Below are 21,449 nucleotides of genomic sequence, written 5' to 3'. Positions count from 1 at the left end.
ATAGCAATTAACCCCCAAGAAAACTTTACGTCAAGGACATAAAACCTGAATAATGGAAGCACACGGCGCGCACGGTTCGAAACATGACGCAGGACGAGACAACCAGCAAGGCTTCCAATGTCAGAAAATCGACGACTCAACCTGGGTGACAGTTACAAGCAGTATTTTGAGATTGCCCCTGCACTGGAAGAGGCGCGAGTCGACGACGTATTCTTCATTCGCCATGATGTCTATGCCCGCGAACTAGGCTTTGAGCCGGTACGGGAAGACCAGCGCGAGACCGATAAATACGATTACCGTTCACAACACTGCTTGGTGCGCACCGCAGGCGAACCGCACAGGCTTGCGGGCTGTGCCCGCCTGGTACTGACCGACCCCGCTGACCCTGCGGCGCCGCTGCCGTTTGAGGTCACCTGCAGGGACACCATAGACCGCAGCATCATCGACCCGGCGCGCGAACCGCGCGAGCGCATTGCCGAAGTATCACGCCTGGCAGTCATGTCCGAATTCCGTCGGCGCAAGGGCGAACAGCACAGCGGAGCCACCATCTCAGACTCCGACTTCGGCGAACGCGACCAACCACGCTTCCCCTACATTCCCGTCAGCCTGTATATAGGCGCACTGGCCATGGCGCGGCGCCAAGGCATAGAAATCCTGTTCACCCTCACAGAACCGCGCTTGGCCGAGCATTTCGCCAAACTTGGCGTCAATATCATCCCCATCGGCGGCGCTGTGGAACACCGCGGCCAACGTGTCCCGTCCATGTTGAAAGTGAACGATGTCTACCAGGGCGCACGCCTGATGATGCGCCCGCTATGGCATGCCATCAACGAGCAAATGGATGCTGCCTACGCTGCCAATGCGAACAGTACATAGGCGCCAAGGCCAATTTCGTTATTTCTAAATATGCCGATTGGCATATTGGTAGAACAATAAAGTAGTTTGGAATCGGAGGCCCGGCTTCTATAGTCGCGGCCATGTACGATTTTGCTTTCGTTTTTGCCGGATTTTTTGTCGGCTTTGTAGTCGGCCTGACGGGTGTGGGCGGCGGCTCGCTCATGACGCCCATCTTGATCTTCTTCTTTGGCATGAAGCCCTACCTGGCGATAGGCACCGACCTGCTGTTCGCCTGCTTCACCAAGGCCGGCGGCACGCTGAAGATGGCGCGCTCGGGTCTGGTCAACTGGCGCATCGTGGCCACCCTGTGCGCAGGCAGCGTGCCCGCCTCGCTGCTGACCCTGTGGGCACTGCATACCCTCGGACCGGCCGACCCCCACGTACAAAAAATCATGACCACCACACTGGGCGTGGCTTTGCTGCTGACGGCCTTGGCCACGCTCTACAAAAGCATACGTGGCAAGAGCGCACCGCGCACCATCAGCAACCAGGCCATGGCCCAGGCAGAACGCCCGCGCCACTGGAGCCTGCCGCTGCTATTCGGCGCATGCATAGGTTGCCTGGTCACACTGACCTCGGTGGGCGCTGGCGCGATTGGCGTCACGGTGCTCATGCTGCTCTACCCCTTGCTGCCGCTGCAGCGCATTGTTGCCGCCGACATCGCCTATGCCGTGCCCTTGACGCTGGTAGCCGGCCTGGGACATGCCGGCCTGGGCTCTGTGGACTGGCCTCTGCTGGGTAAGCTGCTGGCCGGCTCCCTGCCCGGCATCTGGCTCGGGTCGCACATGGTGCTGAAGACGCCCGACCGTGTCATCCGCGGCGTACTGTCTTTGTTGCTGGCTTATGCGGGCACCAAATTACTGGCACTTTAAAATCGCGGGTTGCCCCAAGCGACCCGTACCACGATAGACCACCAAAATGTACCAATACACCGAATTTGACAAACAGTTTGTGCAACTGCGCGCCGCCCAGTACCGAGACCAGCTGGAACGCTGGCAAAAGGGCACGCTGGCCGAAGACGAATTCCGCCCACTGCGCCTGCAAAACGGCTGGTATGTACAGCGCTTTGCCCCCATGCTGCGCGTGGCCGTGCCCTATGGCGAGCTGAACAGCGCCCAGCTGCGCGTGCTAGGTACCATCGCCCGCGATTACGACAAAAAAGACGCGCACGACCTGGCCAAGGCCAACCCCGGCCTCAGCGATCTGCACAGCCTGCCCAGCGCCTGCGCCCACTTCACCACCCGCCAGAACGTCCAGTTCAACTGGATTCCGCTGGACAAGAGCGCCGACGTGATGGATCTGCTGGCCAGCGTACATCTGCACGGCATCCAGACCAGCGGCAACTGCATCCGCAACACCACCAGCGACGAGCGCGCCGGCATTGCTGCCGATGAAATCGCCGACCCCCGCCCCCTGGCCGAAATCATCCGCCAGTGGAGCACGCTGCACCATGAATTCGCCTTCCTGCCACGCAAGTTCAAGATCGCCATCGTCGGCGCCACCGACGACCGCGCCGCCACCGCTTGGCACGACGTAGGCCTGCATGTGCTGAAGAACGAGGCCGGTGAAGTCGGCCTGCGCGTGATGGTTGGCGGCGGCATGGGCCGCACACCGGTCGTCGGCACGGTGATCCGCGACTTCCTGCCCTGGAACCAGATCCTCAACTACCTGGAAGCCGTGGTACGCGTCTACAACCGCTGGGGCCGCCGCGACAATATGTACAAGGCGCGCATCAAGATCCTGGTCAAAGCCGAAGGCCAGCGCTATATCGACGAGGTCGAGGATGAATACCAGCAAATCCTGACCCGTGACGGCGCACCGCACACCATCAGCCAGGCCGAACTCGACCGGGTTACCGCCAGCTTCGTGCCGCCGGCCAGCCGCGTCGGTGCCTTGCCCGCCCTGGCCAACCCGGTTGCGGCCCCTGTCGACGACAAGGACTACACCCGCTGGCTGAAGCAAAACGTAGCCGCCCACCAAAACCCGCTGCTGCGTGCCGTGACCCTGTCGTTCAAACGCCTGGGCTACTCGCCCGGCGACGCGACCGCAGAGCAGCTGGATGCCGCAGCCGACCTGGCCGACCGCTACAGCGCCGGCGAAACCCGCGTGACCCACGACCAGAATCTGGTGCTGCCCTGGGTCCGCGCCGACGAGCTACCCGCCCTGTACGCCGAAGCCAAGGCGCTGGGCCTGGCCAAGGCCAACATCCGCCTGCTGACCGACATGATCGTCTGCCCCGGCGGCGACTTCTGCAGCCTGGCCAATGCCCGCTCGCTGCCGATTTCCGAAGCCATCAGCCAGCGCTACCAGGACATGGACGAACTGCACGACCTGGGCGAGATCGACGTGCACATGAGCGGCTGCATCAACTCCTGCGGCCACCACCACAGCGCCCACATCGGCATTCTGGGCGTGGACAAGGACGGCCAGGAGTGGTACCAGGTGACGCTGGCCGGCTCGGACGGCTCGAATCTGTCCGGCCCCGCCATTGCGGGCAAGGTTGTCGGCCCGTCCTTCAGCGCAGCCGAAGTACCCGAAGTCATCGAAGCCGTGCTGGACACCTACCGCAGCACCCGCCACAGCGGTGAAAACTTCATCGACACCCTGCGCCGCGTCGGCCAGGACCCGTTCAAACAGGCTGCCAACGGCGCCCGCATCAGCACCGGCAAGCCCGCCCGTGACAGCGTGGCTGCCTGAGAGGAAATACTATGAAAATAATAGCTGCTACCGCACATATTCCCAGCGCTGAAGGCCAAAAAGACCATATAGCCTTGGCCAACACCGAAGACCCCCGCAGCCTGGACCTGGCGGGCGTCACCCGCATCGACCTGAACTTCCCCAAGTTCACCGATGGCCGTGCCTACAGCCAGGCCTTCCTGCTGCGCCGCCGCCTGGGCTTCACCGGCGAAATCCGCGCCACGGGTGACGTGCTGATCGACCAACTGGTACAGATGCAACGCAGCGGCTTTGACGTAGCCGTGCTGCGCGAAGGCGTAGACGCCAGTGCCGCCCAGCGCCAGTTCGACCGTTTCCAGGGCTACTACCAGGGCGACGCCGTCCACGTGGTGCCCCACTTTGCCGAAACCGAAGACAGCGCAGCCTACGGCGCTGAGCTGGAACGGCAAGACTCGGCCTGATATCGGCCCAATCGGAACCAACACCATGAGCACCCTCAACCTCGCACAGATCAACACGGATCTCGGCCGCAACGCACCCGCACTGGTGGAATGGGCGCTGGCCTTAAGCCAGCCCGCCATCGTCACCACCAACTTCCGCCCATTCGAGGCGGTCATCCTGCACATGGTCACCCGCGTCAATCCCGATGTGCCCGTGGTCTGGATGGACAACGGTTACAACACCGAGGCCACCTACCGCTTTGTCGATGAAGTCACAAAGCAGCTGAAGCTGAACCTGCGCATCTACCTGCCGCTGCGCTCGCGTGCGCACCGCGAAGCTGTGGACGGCGCGACTCCCGCGCTGGACGATCCGCGCCATGCCGCCTTCACCGAAGAAGTGAAGCTGGAGCCCTTTGCCCGCGCACTGCGCGAGACGGCGCCCAAGGTCTGGTTCACCGCACTGCGCGCCACCGATACCGCCGTGCGCGCCCAGATGGACCCTGTCAGCATCAACCCCGACGGCCTGATCAAGGTCGCGCCGCTGCTGCACTGGTCGTCCAAAGAGCTCCACGAATACTGTGTGACCCACGGCCTGCCCAACAACTTCGACTACGTGGACCCCACCAAAGGTGAAGACAACCGCGAGTGCGGTTTGCACCTTGCCCACTGAAACCTGACCCCGACATGAATACCCAAGTGACCCCACACCATCTGAGCAATACCCACCTCGACGCACTGGAAGAAGAAACCATCTTCATCCTGCGCGAAGTGGCTGCCGTGTTTGAACGCCCCACCCTGCTGTTTTCGGGCGGCAAAGACTCGCTGGTGCTGCTGAAATGCGCCGAAAAAGCCTTCGGCGCAGGCCGCATTCCCTACCCGCTGCTGATGATCGACACCGGCCACAACTTCCATGAAGTGACCGACTTCCGCGACTTCCGCGCCAAGGAACTGGGCGCCGAGCTGATCGTGCGCAATGTCGAAGACTCGATGAAGCGCGGCACTGTGCGCCTGGCCCACCCTGGCGAATCGCGCAATGTGCACCAGTCGGTGACCCTGCTGGAAGCCATCGAAGAATTCCGCTTCGACGCGCTGATCGGCGGCGCCCGCCGTGACGAAGAAAAAGCCCGAGCCAAGGAACGCATCTTCAGCCACCGCGACAGCTTTGGCCAATGGCAGCCCAAGGCCCAGCGCCCTGAGCTGTGGACCCTGTTCAACACCCGCCTGCAGCCCGGCGAACACTTCCGCGTATTCCCCATCAGCAACTGGACCGAACTCGACGTCTGGCAGTACATCGAGCGCGAGCAAATCGCCCTGCCCTCGCTGTACTACACGCACAAACGCGAAGTGGTGGAACGCAAGGGCCTGCTGGTGCCGGTGACCGACCTAACTCCTTTGCGCGCCGGTGAAACGGCCGAGCAGCGCGACGTGCGCTTCCGCACCGTGGGCGACATCACCTGCACCTGCCCGGTGGAGAGCTTTGCCGCCACCGCCGGCGACATCGTGATCGAAACCCTGGCCGCCGACGTGAGCGAACGCGGCGCGACCCGCATGGACGACAAAACCTCTGAGGCTTCGATGGAGAAGCGCAAGAAAGACGGATATTTCTGATGAATGCTACTACTTCTATAGCTACTCCCGCAGGTACTACCAGCGCTGCAGCCCTTTCCGCCTTAAAATTCATCACCTGCGGATCGGTCGATGACGGCAAGAGCACCTTGATCGGCCGCCTGCTGGTCGACACCAAGGCCGTGTTGCAAGACCACCTGGCCGGCGTGCAACGCCAGGGCGAAACCGACCTGGCCTTGCTGACCGACGGCCTGAGCGCCGAGCGCGAGCAAGGCATCACCATCGACGTGGCCTACCGCTACTTCAACACCGAAGACCGCAAGTTCATCATCGGCGACGCGCCCGGCCACGAGCAGTACACCCGCAACATGGTGACCGCCGCCAGCAGTGCCGACGCCGCCGTGGTGCTGGTCGACGCCACCAAGCTCGACTGGAAGAACGCCGCGCTGGAGCTGCTGCCGCAAACCCGCCGCCACTCGCTGCTGTGCCACCTGCTGCGCGTGCCCAGCATCGTGTTTGCCATCAACAAGCTGGACGCGGTGGAAGACTCGGCCCTGGCCTTTGCCCACATCAGCGCTGCTTTGAACAGCTTTGCCGCCGCCGCCGAGATTCCGGTCAAGGCCATCGTGCCGATTTCGGCCTTGAAGGGCTGGAACGTGGTCGAAGCCGGCCACAGCGAAAACCCCGATTGGTGCAAGTACACCGGCCCGACCCTGCTACAGATTCTGGAGCAACTGCCGAGCACGCCGGCCGAGGTGGAGCAGCCCTTTGCCTTCCCCGTGCAGTGGGTGGAAAAGTTCTCGTCCAGCAGCGACACCAGCCAGGGCCGCCGCGTGTTCTGGGGCCGTGTGGCCACCGGCAAGGTCGAAGTCGGCCAAGAAATCCGCATCCTGCCCAGCGGCCAGACCGCCACCGTGGCCCAGGTGCTGGACCATGCGCGCAATCCCAAGAATGTGCTGGCCGGCAACAGCGCCGGCATCACGCTGGACCGCGAAGTCGACGTATCGCGCGGCGACTGGCTGCTGGCCCCGGGCAAGTTCGAAGCCAACCGCGAGATCTCGGCCACCATCGCCTGGATGGACGACGAACCCCTGGTTGCCGGCCGCGTCTACTGGGCGCTGCACGGCCACCGCTGGGTCAAGGCCAAGGTCAAGCGCATCGTGCACAAGCTGGACATCAACACCCTGGCCGAGGAAGATGCGAGCGAGCTGCCGCCGAACGCCATCGGCCACATCGAGCTGGCGCTGCAGGAAGGCATCGCCACCCTGCCCTACATCCAATCCCGTTCGCTGGGTGCCTTGGTGCTTGTCGATACGGCCTCGCACAAGACCTCGGGCGCCGTGCTGGTCCGCTAATTTAAAATCACGGGTTAACCCCCGCTATTGAAAAAAATACCATGACTCACGTCGTCTCCGAAGCCTGCATCAAGTGCAAATACACCGACTGTGTGGATGTCTGTCCCGTGGACTGCTTCCGCGAAGGCCCCAACATGCTGGTCATCGATCCGGATGAATGCATTGACTGCGCCGTCTGCATCCCCGAGTGCCCAGCCAACGCCATCTACGCCGAAGAAGACATGCCTGCCGACCAGCTGGCCTTCATCCAGCTGAATGTCGAACTGGCCCGCGCCGAAGGCTGGAAGAGCATCACCAAACGCAAACCAGCGCTGGCCGACGCCGACGACTGGAAAGACGTGATGCCCAAGATCCAGCTGCTGGAACGTTAAACCGTGTTGCCCGTACTGGAAACCGGCGCCGTCGTCATCGGCGCGGGCCCGGTCGGGCTGTTCCAGGTCTTCCAGTTGGGCCTGCTGGAAGTCCCCACCCATGTGATTGACGCCCTGCCCCACGCGGGCGGCCAGTGCATGGAGCTCTACCCCGACAAGCCCATCTACGATATTCCCGGCACGCCGGCCACCAGTGGCCGGGCGCTGGCCGCGGCGCTGCTGCAGCAAATACAGCCCTTTGGCGCACAGTTCCATCTGGGCCAGCTGGTCAGCAGCATCGCCAAACAGGCCGATGGCCGCTTCCTGGTATCCACCGACCGCGGCACCCAGCTGCTGGCGCCCGTGGTGGTGATCGCCGCCGGCGTCGGTGCCTTCCAGCCTCGGCGTCTGAAGATGGATGGTATCGAGGCCTTTGAAGGCAGCCAACTGCACTACCACGCCCCACCCGCGGATGTCGCGGACAAACACCTGGTGGTGGTGGGTGGTGACGAAGCCGCCTTGCGTTGCGCTCTGGCATTGGCCGAGACCGATGCCAAGAGCGTCACGTTGTTGCACCGGCGCGATGTGCTGCAGGCGCCCACCGCCGACATTGTGGAAATGCAGATGCAGCAGCAAGCCGGGCGCATGCGTTTCATGGTCGGACAGATCGCTGCTTTTGAGGCCGATGCCGACCGCTTGACCGCCCTGCAGATCAGCGACGTGGATGGTGTGCTACACCGCTTCTCGGCAGACGCCATCAGCGTGTTCCAGGGCTTATCGCCCAAGCTCGGCCCGGTCACCGATTGGGGTCTGGCCATGGAGCGCAAGCAATTGACCGTGGATACAGCGCGCTTTGAAACCAGCGAGCCGGGCATCTTCGCCGTGGGCGACATCAACACCTACCCCGGCAAACAAAAACTCATCGTCTGCGGCTTCCACGAAGCCACGCTGGCGGCCTACGCCGCTGCACCGCTGGTCTTCCCCGGCAAGAAAATCCCGTTCCAGTACACAACAACCTCGCCACGGCTACACCAGTTGTTGGGCGTAGCTACGCCAACAGCAGAATAAAGCGCCCGGGACTCAGAAGCACTCGCGTTAAAACTTCGCGCGGTAATACACCATGGGTTTGCCACGGCTGACGCGCAGCACCAGCTTCTCGTTGTTGTTGAGCTGCATGCCCAAGGCACCTCCCAACTCGAATTGGATGCCACGCGCGGTGGCCGAGCTGAATTGCATCTCCAGCCGCGTGTCGTAGCTGGGCTCTCCGTTCGCCCGCTGGATCAACTCCATCGCATCCGGCGCCGGCGCCGGCGCCACATGCTGCCAGATACCGATATTCACGCGGCCCCGGCTGTCCTCTGAAGAACGCCAGCGCAGGCCCAGATCCAACCCAGGAGAAACGCTGCGGCCATTCAGTGCCGGGCTAGCGGCAGGGGGGGTTACGGCAGCGCTCAGGCCTAGCGCCGATTGAGGGGAGGAGCCGGACCAGCCGGTCAAAGACATACGGGAATTTGCAGTGCGGTCCAGACTGGGAACGGGGGCCAACTCCAGCTGCAAACTGGGCTGGGGGACCACCACATCTTGCTGCGCATGGACCCAGGACACCACACACAATGCCACCAGCGGAGACAGCCCGCACGGCCGCACAGACGGTAAGAATGCGTACAGACCGGCAGATTGCATGGCGCACATCCTGGGGTAGTTAACCCCATTGTGGCGCAAAGAAAAAAGTCTGTGTGTGAGAAAAAGACCTGTTTTGTGACAGGACTTCACGCTGTCACCGGCTTCAGAACTCCTTGACCACCGAATACGTCAAGCCAGCCGTACCCAGCATGTCGATCTGCGCATGCCAGCCGGAATCAAACTTCCAGCCCACGGCCGGCACGATGGCGGGCGAAAAGCCGTTGTGATTCAGTGGCACCTTGTTTTCATATGGCGGCTTGTAGCCGTACAAGATGCCCGCCGACCATTTCAAGTAGATCTTGGGATAGCTGTCAAACACACCGTAATAGCTTTTGCCCAGGTACAGGTAGCCACTGTCCTGGCCAAAGGAGTTGCTGAACAGCGCCAGTCCGTAAAAGCTGTTGTCGGCGGTGGATTCACGCTCCAGGCCCAGCAAATGCACCGGGCGATGCTCGGGGTTGTAGCTGTAGTGGGTCGTGTGCGGGCTGAACTCGATACGCCAGCGGTAGGGCTGGTCAGCACTGTCGGTGGCGGTCTGGGCCATCGCGCTGCCGGTCAGACCGAGCAATGCGCAGAAAACAAACTGCCAGGGGCGGATGAAAGCGTCCATAGTATTCAGGGATGTGGGGGTAAGAATGCTCGGGCCGGCGCAGCGCGCACCGGCCCAAAAACAGCCGCCGATTGTATCGCTATAAAATTAATAGCACTTTAAACAGCTAACGCCTACGCCAGACGCCCTATGCACCACAAGGTGGCGCCACGATAAAATCTTGCGTCCCTGCGCCAGCACTGGCCCGCGAGCTACAGGCCCACTGATCGGCATCATTTGTATGGAGCGAACACATGGCTCAGCCATCCTTTTTCAATAACGAGGCCTTGACGCCGATACCGCAGGCGCAGCGCGTCTTCGGCTGGTCGGCCCATGCCGCACTCTGGTTCAGCCTGGGGGTGGGCCTGCTGGTGATGCAGATCGGCGCCTACCTGGTGCCCGCCGTAGGCACGCGCGATGCAGTGCTGGCGATTGTGCTGGGCTCTCTCGTTGGCTCCGGTCTGCTGGCCTGGACGGCGCGCATTGGCTGCGACAGCGGCCTGTCCAGCGCCGGCCTGATGCACGCCACCTATGGCAGCGGCTTTGCGCGCCTGCCGGTAGTGCTGAACATTGTGCAACTGCTGGGCTGGACCGCATTTGAGCTGGTAGTGATGCGCGACGGCACCCTGGCAATTGCCCAGGAACATTTCGGCTGGATACCGCAAGGCAGCCAAGGTACGCTGCTGGTGACCCTGCTATGGGGCGCACTGCTGACTGCGCTGATGGCCGGCTCCATGCTGACCCTGGTGCGCAAATTCATCAGCCGATACGGCCTGCCCCTGGTGGTGCTGTCGCTGCTGTGGCTGAGCTGGCAATTCGGCCACAAGCTGATGGAATCTGACCTGCACGCCTTTTGGACCCGGCCGGGCGACGGCAGCATGGGCTTGCTGTCGGCCATGGACCTGGTGATCGCCATGCCCGTGTCCTGGCTGCCGCTGGTGGCCGACTATGCGCGCCACGGCCGCCAAGGCCGCAGCGCCATGAGCGGCACCTGGCTGGGCTATGCGCTGGCAAATATGTGGTGCTATGCACTGGGCGTGATGGTGGTGACCGTGGCCGGCCCGGATACCGGCCTAGTCACCGCATTGCTGCTAGCCCAGGGAGGCCTGCTGGCGCTGGGGCTGATCCTGGTGGACGAGATCGACAACGCCTACGGCGACGTGTATTCGGGTGCGGTATCCGCCCACAGCCTCGCCCCCTGGTGGAGTGTGCGGCGTTGGGGCCTCCTGCTGGCCGTGGCCTGCACCGGCCTGGCGCTGATGCTGCCCATGCACAGCCTGGAGCCATTTCTGACACTGCTGAGCTCGGTGTTCGTGCCCCTGTACGGTGTGATCCTGGGCCGCCTGTCACAGGGCACGGCCACCGCATCACAACGCCTGGTGGAGCCCAGCGCTGCCCTGTTATGGGTGGCCGGCATTGTGGCCTACCACCTGCTGACCAACTACGTGCCACAGTTCGGCGCCGCCCTGCCGACGCTGGCCCTGGTGTTCTTCGTAGCTTGGTTGACGCGGCCTTTACGCATCACCTACGCGCTATAGAAAAAATAGCTGCTTGCGCAGGTAATACCTGCGCTACAGGCCTGTTTCTTATAAATCCTCAAGCACCCAGCACCTGCATGGGCAGGGGGGCGAATCCATGGTTCAACGGCCCATGGCCATGCCCTGTATGCACGCTGGCGCCGGCTTGTATGGCGCCACGGATATAAGCCCGGGCCTGACCCACCGCCTCCGTCAGCTCAAAGCCCTTTGCCAGGTACACCGCAATGGCAGACGACAGCGTGCAGCCCGTGCCGTGGCCGTTGTGCGTAGCAATGCGGGCCGAATGCCAGGGCTGGCGGCTGCCATCGCACTGGCCCAGCAGGTCTACCACCGCATCCCCCGGCAGGTGCCCACCCTTGAGTAGCACGGCCGGCGCACCTAGCGCCAGCAAATCCGCCACCGCAGGCTCCAGCGTTTCCACGCTATCCACGCTGCGCCCCAGCAGCAAAGCCGCTTCATCCAGATTGGGTGTGACCACGGTGGCGCGGGGAAACAGCTGGTCTACCAGTACCTGCACGGTTTCAACCGCCATCAAGCGGTCGCCGCTGGTGGCCACCATGACCGGGTCCAGCACCACGCGTTGTAGTTGGTACTGGTCAATGGCCCAGGCCACCACCTCCACCATCTCGGGCGAATGCAGCATGCCGATCTTCACCGCGTCGGCGCCAATATCATCCAGCACAGCCTGCAACTGGGCTTTCAGAAAGGACGCTGGCACGGGGTGGATGGCTGTCACGCCACGCGTGTTCTGCGCGGTCAACGCGGCCAGCGCCGTCATGCCGTAGCAGCCCAGCGCGGCAAAGGTTTTCAAGTCGGCCTGTATGCCCGCGCCGCCGCCGCTATCAGAGCCAGCAATCGACAACAGGCGCAGATAGCGGGGAGAAGAGTCAGAAATAGTCATGCTGAAATTATCGGGCCAGCGATGTGATGTAATCCGGGTTTGCGGATGAAACAGGGGTGTCTGGTACGCAAACCAGACTGAGAAAAACCCTCATACCCGATCCAGATCATGCTGGCGTGGGAAGTTTCTATCAACGACAGCGCCTCGTTTCGTCCCAATTGAGCTTTCGCAAATGGACGATACCTTGGCTACCCCACTCTCCACCACCATTCTTGGCGCAGGCCTGATGGGCCGCTTGCTGGCCCTGGCGCTGGCACGCTCGGGCCACACCGTGCAGGTCTTTGAGGCCGGCGGACCCGAGGCCGAGGGCGCCGCCGCCCGTGTAGCCGCCGCCATGCTGGCGCCACTGGCTGAATCGGCCATCACCGAGACCGGCGTGGTGCAGATGGGCCAGCATGGACTCACGCGCTGGCCGGAACTGATCGCCGAACTGGACACACCGGTGTTCTTCCAGCGCAACGGCACTTTGATTCTCTGGCACCGGCAAGACGCCCCCGAGGCCAGCCGCTTTGGCCAGCAGCTCACCGCCACCTGCCAGCAACTGCCCAACCTACCCATACCGCAGCACCTGGACTCCGCCGCCATCGCAGCGCTGGAGCCCGCCATCGGCAATCGCTTCAGCCAGGGCCTGCTGCTACCCGGCGAGGGACAACTGAACAACCGTGGCTTGCTCAACGCTCTGCTGGTGCAGTTGCAGCAGGTGGGCGTCACCATGCACTGGCACAGTCCGCGCCAGCCAGAAGATGTCCACAGCGACTGGGTGTTTGACTGCCGCGGCCTGGGCGCACGCGAACAATGGCCGGCCCTGCGCGCGGTGCGTGGTGAGGTGCTGCGCCTGCACGCGCCCGGCGTGGAGCTGCAACGCCCAGTGCGCCTGGTGCACCCCCGCTACCCGCTATACATTGCCCCCAAACCCGGCAACATCTTTGTCGTGGGTGCCACCGAGATCGAATCCGACGATATGTCGCCCATGAGCGTGCGCTCCAGTCTGGAGCTACTGAGCGCGGCTTACAGCGTGCACAGCGGCTTTGGCGAAGCGCGCATCCTGGAAAGCGCCACCCAGTGCCGCCCCACCCTGCCCAACAACCTACCCGCGATCCGGCGGATTACCCCCAATACGCTGCAAATCAACGGCCTGTACCGCCACGGCTTCATGATCGCCCCGGCCATGCTGGACGTGGTGCTGGAACTGGTGCAGCACGGTACGTCCGCGCTGGCCGCTCAATTCGACCTGACGGTAGAAGAAGCGTGAACGTCACCATCAACAACACCCCCCAGACCCTGCCTGACGGCGCCACGCTGGCCGACGCACTGGCGCAGATGCAGGCACAGCCGCCATTTGCCACCGCGGTGAACAAGACCTTTGTGCCACGCGCGCAGTACCCGCACACCGTGCTAGCCGAGGCCGACAGCATAGAAATCATCCACCCCGTGACCGGAGGCTGACACCATGTCCCACGACCCTCTCATCCTGTACGGCGAAAGCTTCACCAGCCGCCTGCTGCTGGGCACTTCCCGCTACCCCTCGCCCAGCACCATGGCCGACGCCATCACGCGCGCCCGTCCGGCCATGCTCACGGCCTCGCTGCGCCGACAGAACCTGAGCGGTCAAGACAAAAGCCCCAATGGTTTCTGGGAACTGCTGCGCCAAACCGGCGTGCCGGTGTTGCCCAACACCGCCGGCTGCCACGGCCTGCAGGAAGCCATCACCACCTCCCACATGGCGCGCGAGGTGTTTGACACGCCCTGGATCAAGCTGGAGCTCATAGGCGACGACTACACCTTGCAGCCCGATACCTTGAACCTGGTGGAGGCCGCCAGCCGCCTCATCAAGGACGGCTTCAAAGTGCTGCCCTATTGCACCGAGGACCTAGTCCTGTGCCAACGCCTGGTGGACGTGGGCTGCGAGGCCGTCATGCCCTGGGCTGCGCCCATCGGCACCGGCAAGGGCCCGATCAACCCCTATGCCATGCAGGTGCTGCGCGAACGCCTGAGCGTGCCGCTGCTGGTCGATGCCGGCCTGGGCCGCCCCTCGCATGCCTGCCAGGTGATGGAATGGGGCTATGACGGCGTGCTACTGAACACCGCCGTGGCACTAGCCCAAGACCCCGTCACCATGGCCGGTGCCTTTGCCGATGCGGTTGCCGCCGGGCGCAGCGCCTTCCTGGCCGGTGCCATGCTGGAACAGCAGGCCGCCCACCCCAGCACGCCAGTGCTGGGCACGCCGTTCTGGCACCACGCACAGGAGTAGTTCTGTATGCAATCTGCCCTGACCCAGGCCATCCTGGACCAACACAGCGCGATGGTGTTGCCCACCCGCGATGCGATATTCGACGCCAGTCTGAGTGCGGCTTTGCAGCTGGGCTTTATCCCCACCGACGCCCATTGCATCGCCCAAGCCTGGCAAGCCCAGGCTGCGCGCACCGACAACACCCGGGACTGGCCCACAGCACCAGAAGATTTCGGCTTGGCTCCCTGGCCGCGCGAACAGACTTTTGCGCCATGCCCACGCCAGCTGGGCCTGTACGCAGTCCTGCCCGACGCCGCCTGGGTTGGCCGCATGGCCCGCGCAGACGTACCCACGGTGCAGCTACGCTTCAAATCCGAAGATGCCGACGACATCCAACGCGAAGTCCAGGCCGCTGTAGATGCCGTACGGGGCACGCGCGCCCTGCTGTTCATCAACGATCACTGGCAGCAAGCCATCCAGGCCGGAGCCTATGGTGTACACCTGGGCCAGGAGGACCTGGACCTGCTGAGCGAAGACGATTTGCATGCCATTCGCAGCGCCGGCCTGCGCCTGGGCATCAGCACCCATGGCTATGCCGAAATGCTGCGCGCAGACCGCGTCAGCCCCAGCTACATCGCCCTGGGTGCGGTGTTCCCCACTACCTTGAAGAAGATGGCCACCGCCCCCCAGGGCACGGCCCGCCTGGCCGCCTATGCCAAACTGCTGCGCGACTACCCATTGGTCGCCATTGGTGGCATAGACAATGAGCGCCTGCCCGCCGTGCTGGCCAGCGGCGTCGGCTCAGTGGCCGTAGTGCGCGCAATCACCGCAGCCCCCGATCCGGAGAGTGCCGCCGCAGCCCTGCGCCAGGCCATACACGGCCCGCTGGGCCTAGAGTGAACTTTTTACGGTAAAAAATCGCTAACTTGCAAAATCCAAAAAACTGACGCTATAATTTAAGTCTGTCATATTTCCTCAATAGCTCAGTTGGTAGAGCGCCGGACTGTTAATCCGTAGGTCCCTGGTTCGAGCCCAGGTTGAGGAGCCAGAATTTTGAAAAAAAGGGCTTACGCCAACCCGTAAGCCCTTTTTATTTCAGCCACCAAGGCTGATGCACCCGATATTCCTCAATAGCTCAGTTGGTAGAGCGCCGGACTGTTAATCCGTAGGTCCCTGGTTCGAGCCCAGGTTGAGGAGCCAGCTAAAAGCCCCGCGCGCAAGTCCGGGGCTTTTTTACTTTAGCGCCTACATATGTAAACCATACACAGCGCTGATTGCCGCTATGCACAAGCATGCCAGAATGCCAAAGCTGAAAGCTCCAGATATCAATCCCCCCCCCGCGCCACCGATGAAAAATCTAACCTCCACCCTCTGGCTATCCCTGGCCCTGGCTTGCGCCTCGTTCGGCACTGCATCCGCGCAGGATACGCCGCAAACCGACCTGCCCCGCGTCAATCTAACCGCAGGCATTTACCAGATCGATACCCAGCTGGCACTGACCCCGCAGCAGCGCGAAATCGGCCTGATGTTTCGCAAGGAAATGCCACAGCAGGAAGGCATGCTGTTTGTATTCGAGCAGCCCGCCACGCAGTGTTTCTGGATGAAAAACACGATCCTGCCGCTGACTGCCGCATTCATCGACGACCACGGCACCATCGTGAACCTGGCCGATATGAAGCCGCAAACCACGGACTCCCACTGTTCCGAAAAACCGGTGCGCTATGTGCTGGAAATGAATGTGGGCTGGTTCGCCAAAAAAGGCATCAAGGCCGGCAGCAAACTGGGCGGCAAGCCCTTCGAGCTGGCCAAATAAAAAAGCCCGTCAGCGACGGGCTTTTTCTTGAGCGCTAGAAAGCTCAGGCGAAATTCTTTTCCGCGAATTCCCAGTTCACCAGCTTGTCGAGGAAGGTTTCGACAAACTTGGGACGCATATTGCGGTAGTCAATGTAGTACGCGTGTTCCCACACGTCCACGGTCAGCAGCGCCTTGTCGGCGGTGGTCAGGGGGGTGCCGGCTGCACCGGTATTGACGATGTCGACCGAGCCGTCAGGCTTCTTCACCAGCCAGGTCCAGCCGGAACCGAAGTTGCCGACGGCGGACTTGACGAAGGCTTCCTTGAAAGCTGCGTAGGAGCCGAACTTAGCGTTGATGGCCGCAGCCAGCGCGCCGCTGGGTTCGCCACCGCCTTGGGGCTTCATGCAGTTCCAGAAGAAGGTGTGGTTCCAGATTTGCGCGGAATTGTTGTAGATGCCGCCGCTGGACTTCTTGATGATTTCTTCCAGGGTCAACGATTCAAACTCGGTGCCCTTTTGCAGGTTGTTCAGGTTGACCACGTAGGCGTTGTGGTGCTTACCGTGGTGAAACTCCAGGGTTTCCTGGGAATAGGCAGGCGCCAGAGCGTCGATCGCGTAAGGCAATGGGGGCAGGGTATGTTCCATGTTTTTCCTCGTGGGTTGGTGGTTGACGGAATGATTGTAGAAACTAATTTGCGCGCGTCTGTAGGACTTGGAGAGCAACCTCACCGTCGGCCAGGGTTGCCACCAGCGACTCGCCGGCTATGGCCTGCACCGTGCTGGTGATGGGCATCCCTTGAGGCGTTCGCAGCAAAGCGTAACCGCGCTGCAGAACCAATAGAGGGTCCAGCAGAGCCAGGCTGCGATCGGCACGGTCCAGGCGCTCGCCACGCAGGCGCAGAGCGGTCTGCACACTGGCGGGAAAATCCATCTTTTGCGCCTGTAAATAGGTCTTTTCTTGCTGCAATCTTGATAGTGCGGCATAGCGCAGCCGCTGCGCCTGCTGGCCCAGCTTCCACTGCTGACGCGCAACCAGCCCCGAGGGCCGCCCCAGGCGCTGGGCCGCGCTATCCAGGCGCTGGCCCTGTGCATCCAATTGACGCAGCGCGGCATCCTGCAGGCGCTGGCCCGCCAAAGCCAAGGCCCCTAGCCAGACATCGCGCGGCTGGGCCACCAGCTCGGCCGCCGCCGTGGGTGTGGGCGCGCGCAAGTCAGCGACAAAGTCGGCAATGGTGAAGTCGGTTTCATGGCCCACACCACTGACCACCGGCACCGGGCTCTGGCAAATGGTGCGCGCCAGTTGCTCGTCGTTAAAGGCCCACAGGTCTTCCAGCGAGCCGCCACCACGCACCAGCAGGATGACATCGATATGTACAAAATCACCCGCTGACGCAGATTCCGCCTGCGCAAAGCGATATAAATTTGATAGTGCCTTGACCAGCTCAGCCGGTGCCGCCGCTCCTTGCACCAACGCCGGCACCAGCACCACGGGAATATGCGGCACCCGCCGCTGCAAGGCCGCCACCACATCGTGCAACGCAGCGGCACCTAAAGATGTGACCACACCAATGCCACGCGGCAGCAGTGGCAAGGAGCGCTTGCGTGCGGGGTCAAACAGCCCTTCGGACTCCAGCTGCGCCTTGAGCCGCAAAAACTGCTCGAACAAGGCACCCTGCCCAGCGCGGCCCATGCTCTCCACAATCAGCTGCAAATCACCACGCGGCTCGTACACGCCCAGGCGGCCGCGCACTTCCACCAGTTCACCATCGCGTGGCGCAAAGTCCAGCAGACTTGCCGCGCGCCGGAACATCGCACAGCGGATCTGCCCCTGCCCATCCTTGAGGTTGAAGTAACAATGCCCGCTGGATGCGCGCGAGAAGCCCGAAATCTCGCCGCGCACCGCGACAGGATTGAAGCGCGCCTCTAGCGCATCAGCAATGGCGCGGCATAGCGCGCCAACCGGCCAGATACGCGGCGCCAATGCTGGGTTTAGGGTGCCCACCATCAGATTTGGCGCGCTGCGGCACGGGGTTGGCTGGGCAAGTGCTCCACAGGCGCAGCAAGGGCCAAGCAAACCCATCGAATTTCAAAAAAACCCGCGGGAAACGCTGAATTTGTGTGGTAAGTGATTGATTTCACTGAATTTTTTTCTGCTTAAATTTTCATCGAAGTGTCACGGACCCGCATGGATGCTGGATTTCGGCGCGGTGACTACAAGTTCTTCACAAAGTTATCCACAGGAAATGTGGGTGGCTCGGGGGTTTAAACAGATACTGAACAAATCGCGGATGTCGCAAGCGGCTAAGCCATAATCGCAAAGAATCTATCAGCGCGGAGAGCCATATTGTTTTCGATCATACAAGCCGCAGGCTGGCCCATCTGGCCCCTCGTAGCCTGCTCCATCCTGGCGCTGGCCCTGGTTATTGAACGCTTTCTCAGCCTCAAGACCGCCAAAATCGTCCCTCCAAAACTTCTTGACGAGGTGCTGGCCGTATCCCAGGTCACGCTGCCTGCACCGGGCGTGGTGAACCAACTGGCGCAAAACTCGCTGCTGGGCGAAGTGCTGGCCAGCGGTATGCGCGTACTGCACACCCACCCACGCTGCAGCGATGAAGACATCCGCACAGCTATGGAAAGCTCTGGCCGCTCGGTCGCCCACAAGCTGGAGAAATACCTCAGCGCCCTGGCCACCATCGCTTCGGCAGCGCCGCTGCTGGGCCTGCTGGGCACGGTAATCGGCATGATCGACATCTTTGGTTCGCAAACCGGCGGCGGCAGCTCGGGCGGCAACCCGGCCCAGCTGGCGCACGGCATCTCGGTGGCGCTGTACAACACGGCATTCGGCCTGATGGTGGCGATCCCCTCGCTGATCTTCTGGCGCTATTTCCGCGCCCGCGTGGACGAGTACCTGCTGGCGCTGGAAATGGCCGCCGACCAGTTTGCCCGCCACCTGAGCTCGGTACGCAAGCGGAGCTGACAGGCTATGAACTTCCGCCACCGCCACCGGGAAGAGCCCGAAATCAACCTGATCCCGTTCATCGACGTTCTGCTGGTGGTGCTGATCTTCTTGATGCTGTCCACCACCTACAGCAAATTCACCGAGCTGCAGGTCAAGCTGCCGGTAGCCAATGCCGATGCGCAGCGCGACTACCCCAAGGAAATCATCGTCGCCGTCAGCAGCGACGGGCGTTACGCGGTGAACAAGAGCGCAGTGGAAGGCCGCAGCATCGACGTGATCTCGCAAGCCCTGGCCAATGCGGCCCGGGGCGGCAAAGACATGGTGGTCATCATCAGCGCCGATGCCAGCGCCACCCACCAGTCGGTCATCACCGTGATGGAGGCCGCGCGCCGCGCAGGCCTGAACCAGATCACGTTTGCCACCCAATCCACGCCCAAATAAGCCCATGGCCGAGGGCATGGAGGGCTGGCTGCTGCGCACCTGGCGCACGCGCGGGCCCCTGGCCTGGCTGCTCTGGCCGCTGTCACTGCTGTATGGCCTGCTGCACGCCTTGCGCAAGCTGCTGTACCGCACGGGCTGGCTTACCTCCGGCAGCCTGCAGGTACCGGTCGTCGTGGTCGGCAACGTGGTCGCTGGCGGCTCGGGCAAAACCCCGGTGGTAATGGCCCTGGCCCAGCATTGGACAGCGCGTGGCATTGCGGTCGGCGTGGTGTCCCGTGGCTATGGTCGCAACATCCAGGACGGCCAGGACTGCCGCGAGGTGCACGCCGACAGCCTGCCCAGCGAAGTGGGCGACGAGCCCGCCCTGGTGCGCCGCAGCTGCCAGGTGCCGGTGTTCGTGGCGCGCAAACGCCTGGATGCGGCCCAGGCCCTGCTGGCGGCCTATCCACACACCCAGTTGATACTCTGCGACGACGGCCTGCAGCATTACGCGCTGCGGCGCGATCTGGAAATCTGCATTTTTGACGACCGGGGCGTGGGCAATGGCTTTCTGCTGCCTGCGGGCCCGCTGCGCGAACCCTGGCCGCGCCCCGTGGACCTGGTACTGCACACCGGCCAGCACCCGGCATTCGCCGGCTTTCGGGCGCAACGCCGGCTGGCCGACTATGCGCTGCAGGCCGACGGCACGCGGCGCCCGCTGTCCAGCCTGCAGGCCACGCCCCTGCACGCCGTGGCAGCCATCGCCCAGCCAGACCATTTTTTCACCATGCTGCGGGCGGCCGGCCTGCAGCTCGCACAGACCCAGGCCTTGCCGGATCACTACAATTTTGATAGCTGGCGGCGCACGAATTACCTGCGCGAGACCGTGATTTGCACAGAGAAAGATGCCGTCAAGCTATGGCGGCACCAGCCGGATGCATGGGCCGTCCCCCTCGTGCTGGAGCTGGACGCCGGCTTTCTGGCCGCGCTCGACCAGCGCGTCGATCCCTGGCTATCATCGCCCCCTGGCCGCATTTCTGCGGCAACCTAATACCGACTGAGATTTCCCCATGGATAGCAAACTTCTGGAGCTGCTCGTCTGCCCCGTCACCAAGGGCCCGCTGCAATACGACCGCGAAAAGCAAGAGCTGGTCTCGCGCAGCGCCCGCCTGGCCTACCCGGTGCGCGACGGCATTCCTATCCTGCTGGAAAACGAAGCCCGCACCCTGAGCGACGAGGAGCTGGGCCTGTGAGCTTCACCGTATTGATCCCGGCCCGCATGGCCTCCACCCGCCTGCCCAACAAGCCCCTGGCGGCTCTGGGCGACGCACCCATGGTGGTGCGGGTTGCCCAGCGCGCCATGCAGTCCCAGGCCCAACGCACCGTGGTGGCCTGCGACAGCCCGGCCATCCTGGCCGCCTGCCAGGCCCATGGCGTGGAAGCCATCCTGACCCGCGACGACCACCCTTCCGGCAGCGACCGCCTGGCCGAAGCCTGCGAGCTGCTCGGCCTGGCTGACGACGCCATCGTGGTCAATGTGCAGGGCGACGAGCCGCTGATCGACCCGGCCCTGATCAACGAAGTCGGCGCCTTGTTGCAGCAACGCCCGCAGGCCAGCATGGGCACTGCCGCCCACGCCATCGCCAGCCTGGCCGACTTCTGCAACCCGAATGTAGTCAAGGTGGTGCTGGACGCCCAGCAGCACGCGCTGTACTTCAGCCGCGCACCCATCGCCTGGTGGCGCGACGGCACCACGGCAGAGCGCAGCTTCACAGCCCTGCCCGACCCGGCGCCGCTGCGCCACATCGGCATCTACGCCTACCGGGTCGGCTTCTTGCGGTTGTTTCCGACCCTGCCGCAGGCGCCGATCGAGGTCACTGAAGCCCTGGAACAGCTGCGCGCCATGTGGCACGGCCACCGTATTGCGGTCCATGTCACGGCCCATGCGCCCGGCGCAGGCGTGGACACGCCTGACGACCTGGAACGCGTAAGCAAACTGTACTGAAGCCTCTGGTATCCTCCAGCGCAATGAAGCGTTGCGGCCAACTCGTG

At 62.9% G+C, this 21,449-nt stretch carries 25 protein-coding genes, 2 tRNA genes and 1 riboswitch; of the genes, 22 read left to right on the top strand and 5 right to left on the bottom strand.

Translation table 11 applies throughout. The features are described 5' to 3' along the window. Positions 1 to 117: 117 nt before the first annotated feature. The 9 genes from AC07R0_RS24150 (at position 118) to AC07R0_RS24110 (ending at position 8,352) form a co-directional block, all read left to right on the top strand. Positions 118 to 876, top strand: coding sequence for a PEP-CTERM/exosortase system-associated acyltransferase (locus AC07R0_RS24150; RefSeq protein ID WP_495106787.1), 759 nt, complete (start codon positions 118 to 120; stop codon positions 874 to 876). A gap of 101 nt (positions 877 to 977) precedes the next feature. Next, complete coding sequence (locus tag AC07R0_RS24145; protein ID WP_495096609.1) at positions 978 to 1,769, top strand: sulfite exporter TauE/SafE family protein; 792 nt, start codon at positions 978 to 980, stop codon at positions 1,767 to 1,769. Between the two features lie 46 nt (positions 1,770 to 1,815). Continuing rightward, the gene (locus AC07R0_RS24140; RefSeq protein ID WP_495106786.1) at positions 1,816 to 3,594 is read left to right on the top strand and encodes a nitrite/sulfite reductase; all 1,779 of its coding nucleotides are present in this window, start codon (positions 1,816 to 1,818) and stop codon (positions 3,592 to 3,594) included. A gap of 11 nt (positions 3,595 to 3,605) precedes the next feature. Further along, a complete protein-coding gene (locus tag AC07R0_RS24135) occupies positions 3,606 to 4,034 on the top strand; it encodes a DUF934 domain-containing protein (RefSeq protein ID WP_495106785.1) in 429 nt (142 codons plus the stop codon). Between the two features lie 25 nt (positions 4,035 to 4,059). Next, entirely contained in the window at positions 4,060 to 4,683 is a 624-nt protein-coding gene (locus tag AC07R0_RS24130; protein ID WP_495106784.1) for a phosphoadenosine phosphosulfate reductase domain-containing protein, read from the top strand. Positions 4,684 to 4,697: 14 nt separating this feature from the next. After that, entirely contained in the window at positions 4,698 to 5,621 is a 924-nt protein-coding gene (cysD, locus tag AC07R0_RS24125; protein ID WP_116606384.1) for a sulfate adenylyltransferase subunit CysD, read from the top strand. Next, entirely contained in the window at positions 5,621 to 6,934 is a 1,314-nt protein-coding gene (locus AC07R0_RS24120) for a sulfate adenylyltransferase subunit 1 (protein ID WP_116606383.1), read from the top strand. The genes cysD and AC07R0_RS24120 overlap by 1 nt, the downstream gene beginning before the upstream one ends. A gap of 41 nt (positions 6,935 to 6,975) precedes the next feature. Continuing rightward, positions 6,976 to 7,305 (top strand): ferredoxin FdxA, encoded by a 330-nt coding sequence (gene fdxA / locus AC07R0_RS24115; protein WP_092755238.1) that lies wholly within the window; start codon positions 6,976 to 6,978, stop codon positions 7,303 to 7,305. 3 nt (positions 7,306 to 7,308) lie between these two features. Further along, entirely contained in the window at positions 7,309 to 8,352 is a 1,044-nt protein-coding gene (locus tag AC07R0_RS24110) for an NAD(P)/FAD-dependent oxidoreductase (protein ID WP_495106783.1), read from the top strand. Positions 8,353 to 8,379: 27 nt separating this feature from the next. Here AC07R0_RS24110 and AC07R0_RS24105 read toward each other — a convergent pair whose 3' ends face one another. After that, complete coding sequence (locus AC07R0_RS24105) at positions 8,380 to 8,967, bottom strand: hypothetical protein (RefSeq protein WP_495106782.1); 588 nt, start codon at positions 8,965 to 8,967, stop codon at positions 8,380 to 8,382. 103 nt (positions 8,968 to 9,070) lie between these two features. Then, a complete protein-coding gene (locus AC07R0_RS24100) occupies positions 9,071 to 9,577 on the bottom strand; it encodes a hypothetical protein (protein ID WP_495096617.1) in 507 nt (168 codons plus the stop codon). Positions 9,578 to 9,810: 233 nt separating this feature from the next. Between AC07R0_RS24100 and AC07R0_RS24095 the strand changes: the two genes are divergently transcribed. Next, positions 9,811 to 11,094 carry a purine-cytosine permease family protein gene (locus AC07R0_RS24095; protein WP_495106781.1) on the top strand — a complete coding sequence of 428 codons (1,284 nt, stop codon included), beginning with the start codon at positions 9,811 to 9,813 and terminating at the stop codon, positions 11,092 to 11,094. A gap of 58 nt (positions 11,095 to 11,152) precedes the next feature. On the opposite strand, the gene thiD is transcribed toward AC07R0_RS24095, so the two are convergent. Beyond that, the gene (gene thiD, locus AC07R0_RS24090) at positions 11,153 to 11,995 is read right to left on the bottom strand and encodes a bifunctional hydroxymethylpyrimidine kinase/phosphomethylpyrimidine kinase (RefSeq protein ID WP_495106780.1); all 843 of its coding nucleotides are present in this window, start codon (positions 11,993 to 11,995) and stop codon (positions 11,153 to 11,155) included. 42 nt (positions 11,996 to 12,037) lie between these two features. Then, positions 12,038 to 12,135, top strand: a riboswitch (TPP riboswitch). 32 nt (positions 12,136 to 12,167) lie between these two features. Here thiD and AC07R0_RS24085 point away from each other — a divergent pair. The 7 genes from AC07R0_RS24085 (at position 12,168) to AC07R0_RS24055 (ending at position 16,038) form a co-directional block, all read left to right on the top strand. Beyond that, positions 12,168 to 13,247, top strand: coding sequence for an FAD-dependent oxidoreductase (locus tag AC07R0_RS24085; protein WP_495106779.1), 1,080 nt, complete (start codon positions 12,168 to 12,170; stop codon positions 13,245 to 13,247). Further along, positions 13,244 to 13,441, top strand: a complete 198-nt coding sequence (thiS, locus tag AC07R0_RS24080) for a sulfur carrier protein ThiS (protein WP_495096621.1) — start codon at positions 13,244 to 13,246, stop codon at positions 13,439 to 13,441. The genes AC07R0_RS24085 and thiS overlap by 4 nt, the downstream gene beginning before the upstream one ends. Before the next feature lie 4 nt (positions 13,442 to 13,445). Then, a complete protein-coding gene (locus AC07R0_RS24075; RefSeq protein WP_495106778.1) occupies positions 13,446 to 14,246 on the top strand; it encodes a thiazole synthase in 801 nt (266 codons plus the stop codon). 51 nt (positions 14,247 to 14,297) lie between these two features. Continuing rightward, a complete protein-coding gene (gene thiE, locus AC07R0_RS24070; protein ID WP_495106800.1) occupies positions 14,298 to 15,125 on the top strand; it encodes a thiamine phosphate synthase in 828 nt (275 codons plus the stop codon). 72 nt (positions 15,126 to 15,197) lie between these two features. Beyond that, a tRNA-Asn gene (locus AC07R0_RS24065) sits at positions 15,198 to 15,273 on the top strand. Positions 15,274 to 15,349: 76 nt separating this feature from the next. Beyond that, positions 15,350 to 15,425 (top strand) — tRNA-Asn (locus tag AC07R0_RS24060). 148 nt (positions 15,426 to 15,573) lie between these two features. Next, positions 15,574 to 16,038 carry a DUF192 domain-containing protein gene (locus AC07R0_RS24055; protein ID WP_495096624.1) on the top strand — a complete coding sequence of 155 codons (465 nt, stop codon included), beginning with the start codon at positions 15,574 to 15,576 and terminating at the stop codon, positions 16,036 to 16,038. 43 nt (positions 16,039 to 16,081) lie between these two features. Here the strand turns inward: AC07R0_RS24055 and AC07R0_RS24050 are convergent, their stop codons facing one another. Both AC07R0_RS24050 and xseA read right to left on the bottom strand, forming a co-directional pair. Next, positions 16,082 to 16,663, bottom strand: coding sequence for a superoxide dismutase (locus tag AC07R0_RS24050; RefSeq protein WP_495106777.1), 582 nt, complete (start codon positions 16,661 to 16,663; stop codon positions 16,082 to 16,084). Between the two features lie 43 nt (positions 16,664 to 16,706). Then, positions 16,707 to 18,023 (bottom strand): exodeoxyribonuclease VII large subunit, encoded by a 1,317-nt coding sequence (gene xseA / locus AC07R0_RS24045; RefSeq protein WP_495106776.1) that lies wholly within the window; start codon positions 18,021 to 18,023, stop codon positions 16,707 to 16,709. 339 nt (positions 18,024 to 18,362) lie between these two features. On the opposite strand from xseA, the gene AC07R0_RS24040 reads away from it, so the two are divergent. Genes AC07R0_RS24040 through kdsB form a run of 5 tightly spaced genes read left to right on the top strand, consistent with a single transcriptional unit; the run spans position 18,363 to position 21,402 of the window. After that, the gene (locus tag AC07R0_RS24040) at positions 18,363 to 18,995 is read left to right on the top strand and encodes a MotA/TolQ/ExbB proton channel family protein (RefSeq protein WP_495106775.1); all 633 of its coding nucleotides are present in this window, start codon (positions 18,363 to 18,365) and stop codon (positions 18,993 to 18,995) included. A 6-nt stretch (positions 18,996 to 19,001) separates the two neighbouring features. Continuing rightward, on the top strand, positions 19,002 to 19,418 hold the full coding sequence (locus AC07R0_RS24035; protein ID WP_495096628.1) for an ExbD/TolR family protein: 417 nt from the start codon (positions 19,002 to 19,004) through the stop codon (positions 19,416 to 19,418). 4 nt (positions 19,419 to 19,422) lie between these two features. After that, positions 19,423 to 20,448, top strand: coding sequence for a tetraacyldisaccharide 4'-kinase (gene lpxK, locus AC07R0_RS24030; RefSeq protein ID WP_495106774.1), 1,026 nt, complete (start codon positions 19,423 to 19,425; stop codon positions 20,446 to 20,448). Positions 20,449 to 20,467: 19 nt separating this feature from the next. Beyond that, a complete protein-coding gene (locus tag AC07R0_RS24025) occupies positions 20,468 to 20,650 on the top strand; it encodes a Trm112 family protein (RefSeq protein ID WP_495096630.1) in 183 nt (60 codons plus the stop codon). Beyond that, on the top strand, positions 20,647 to 21,402 hold the full coding sequence (gene kdsB, locus AC07R0_RS24020; protein WP_495106773.1) for a 3-deoxy-manno-octulosonate cytidylyltransferase: 756 nt from the start codon (positions 20,647 to 20,649) through the stop codon (positions 21,400 to 21,402). Before AC07R0_RS24025 ends, kdsB begins: the two co-directional genes overlap by 4 nt. Positions 21,403 to 21,449: the final 47 nt, after the last annotated feature.

This window comes from Rhodoferax sp. GW821-FHT07F03, assembly GCF_059418745.1.
Note: the sequence above shows the minus strand (reverse complement) of the source record. Positions and strands in the feature narration are given on the sequence as shown.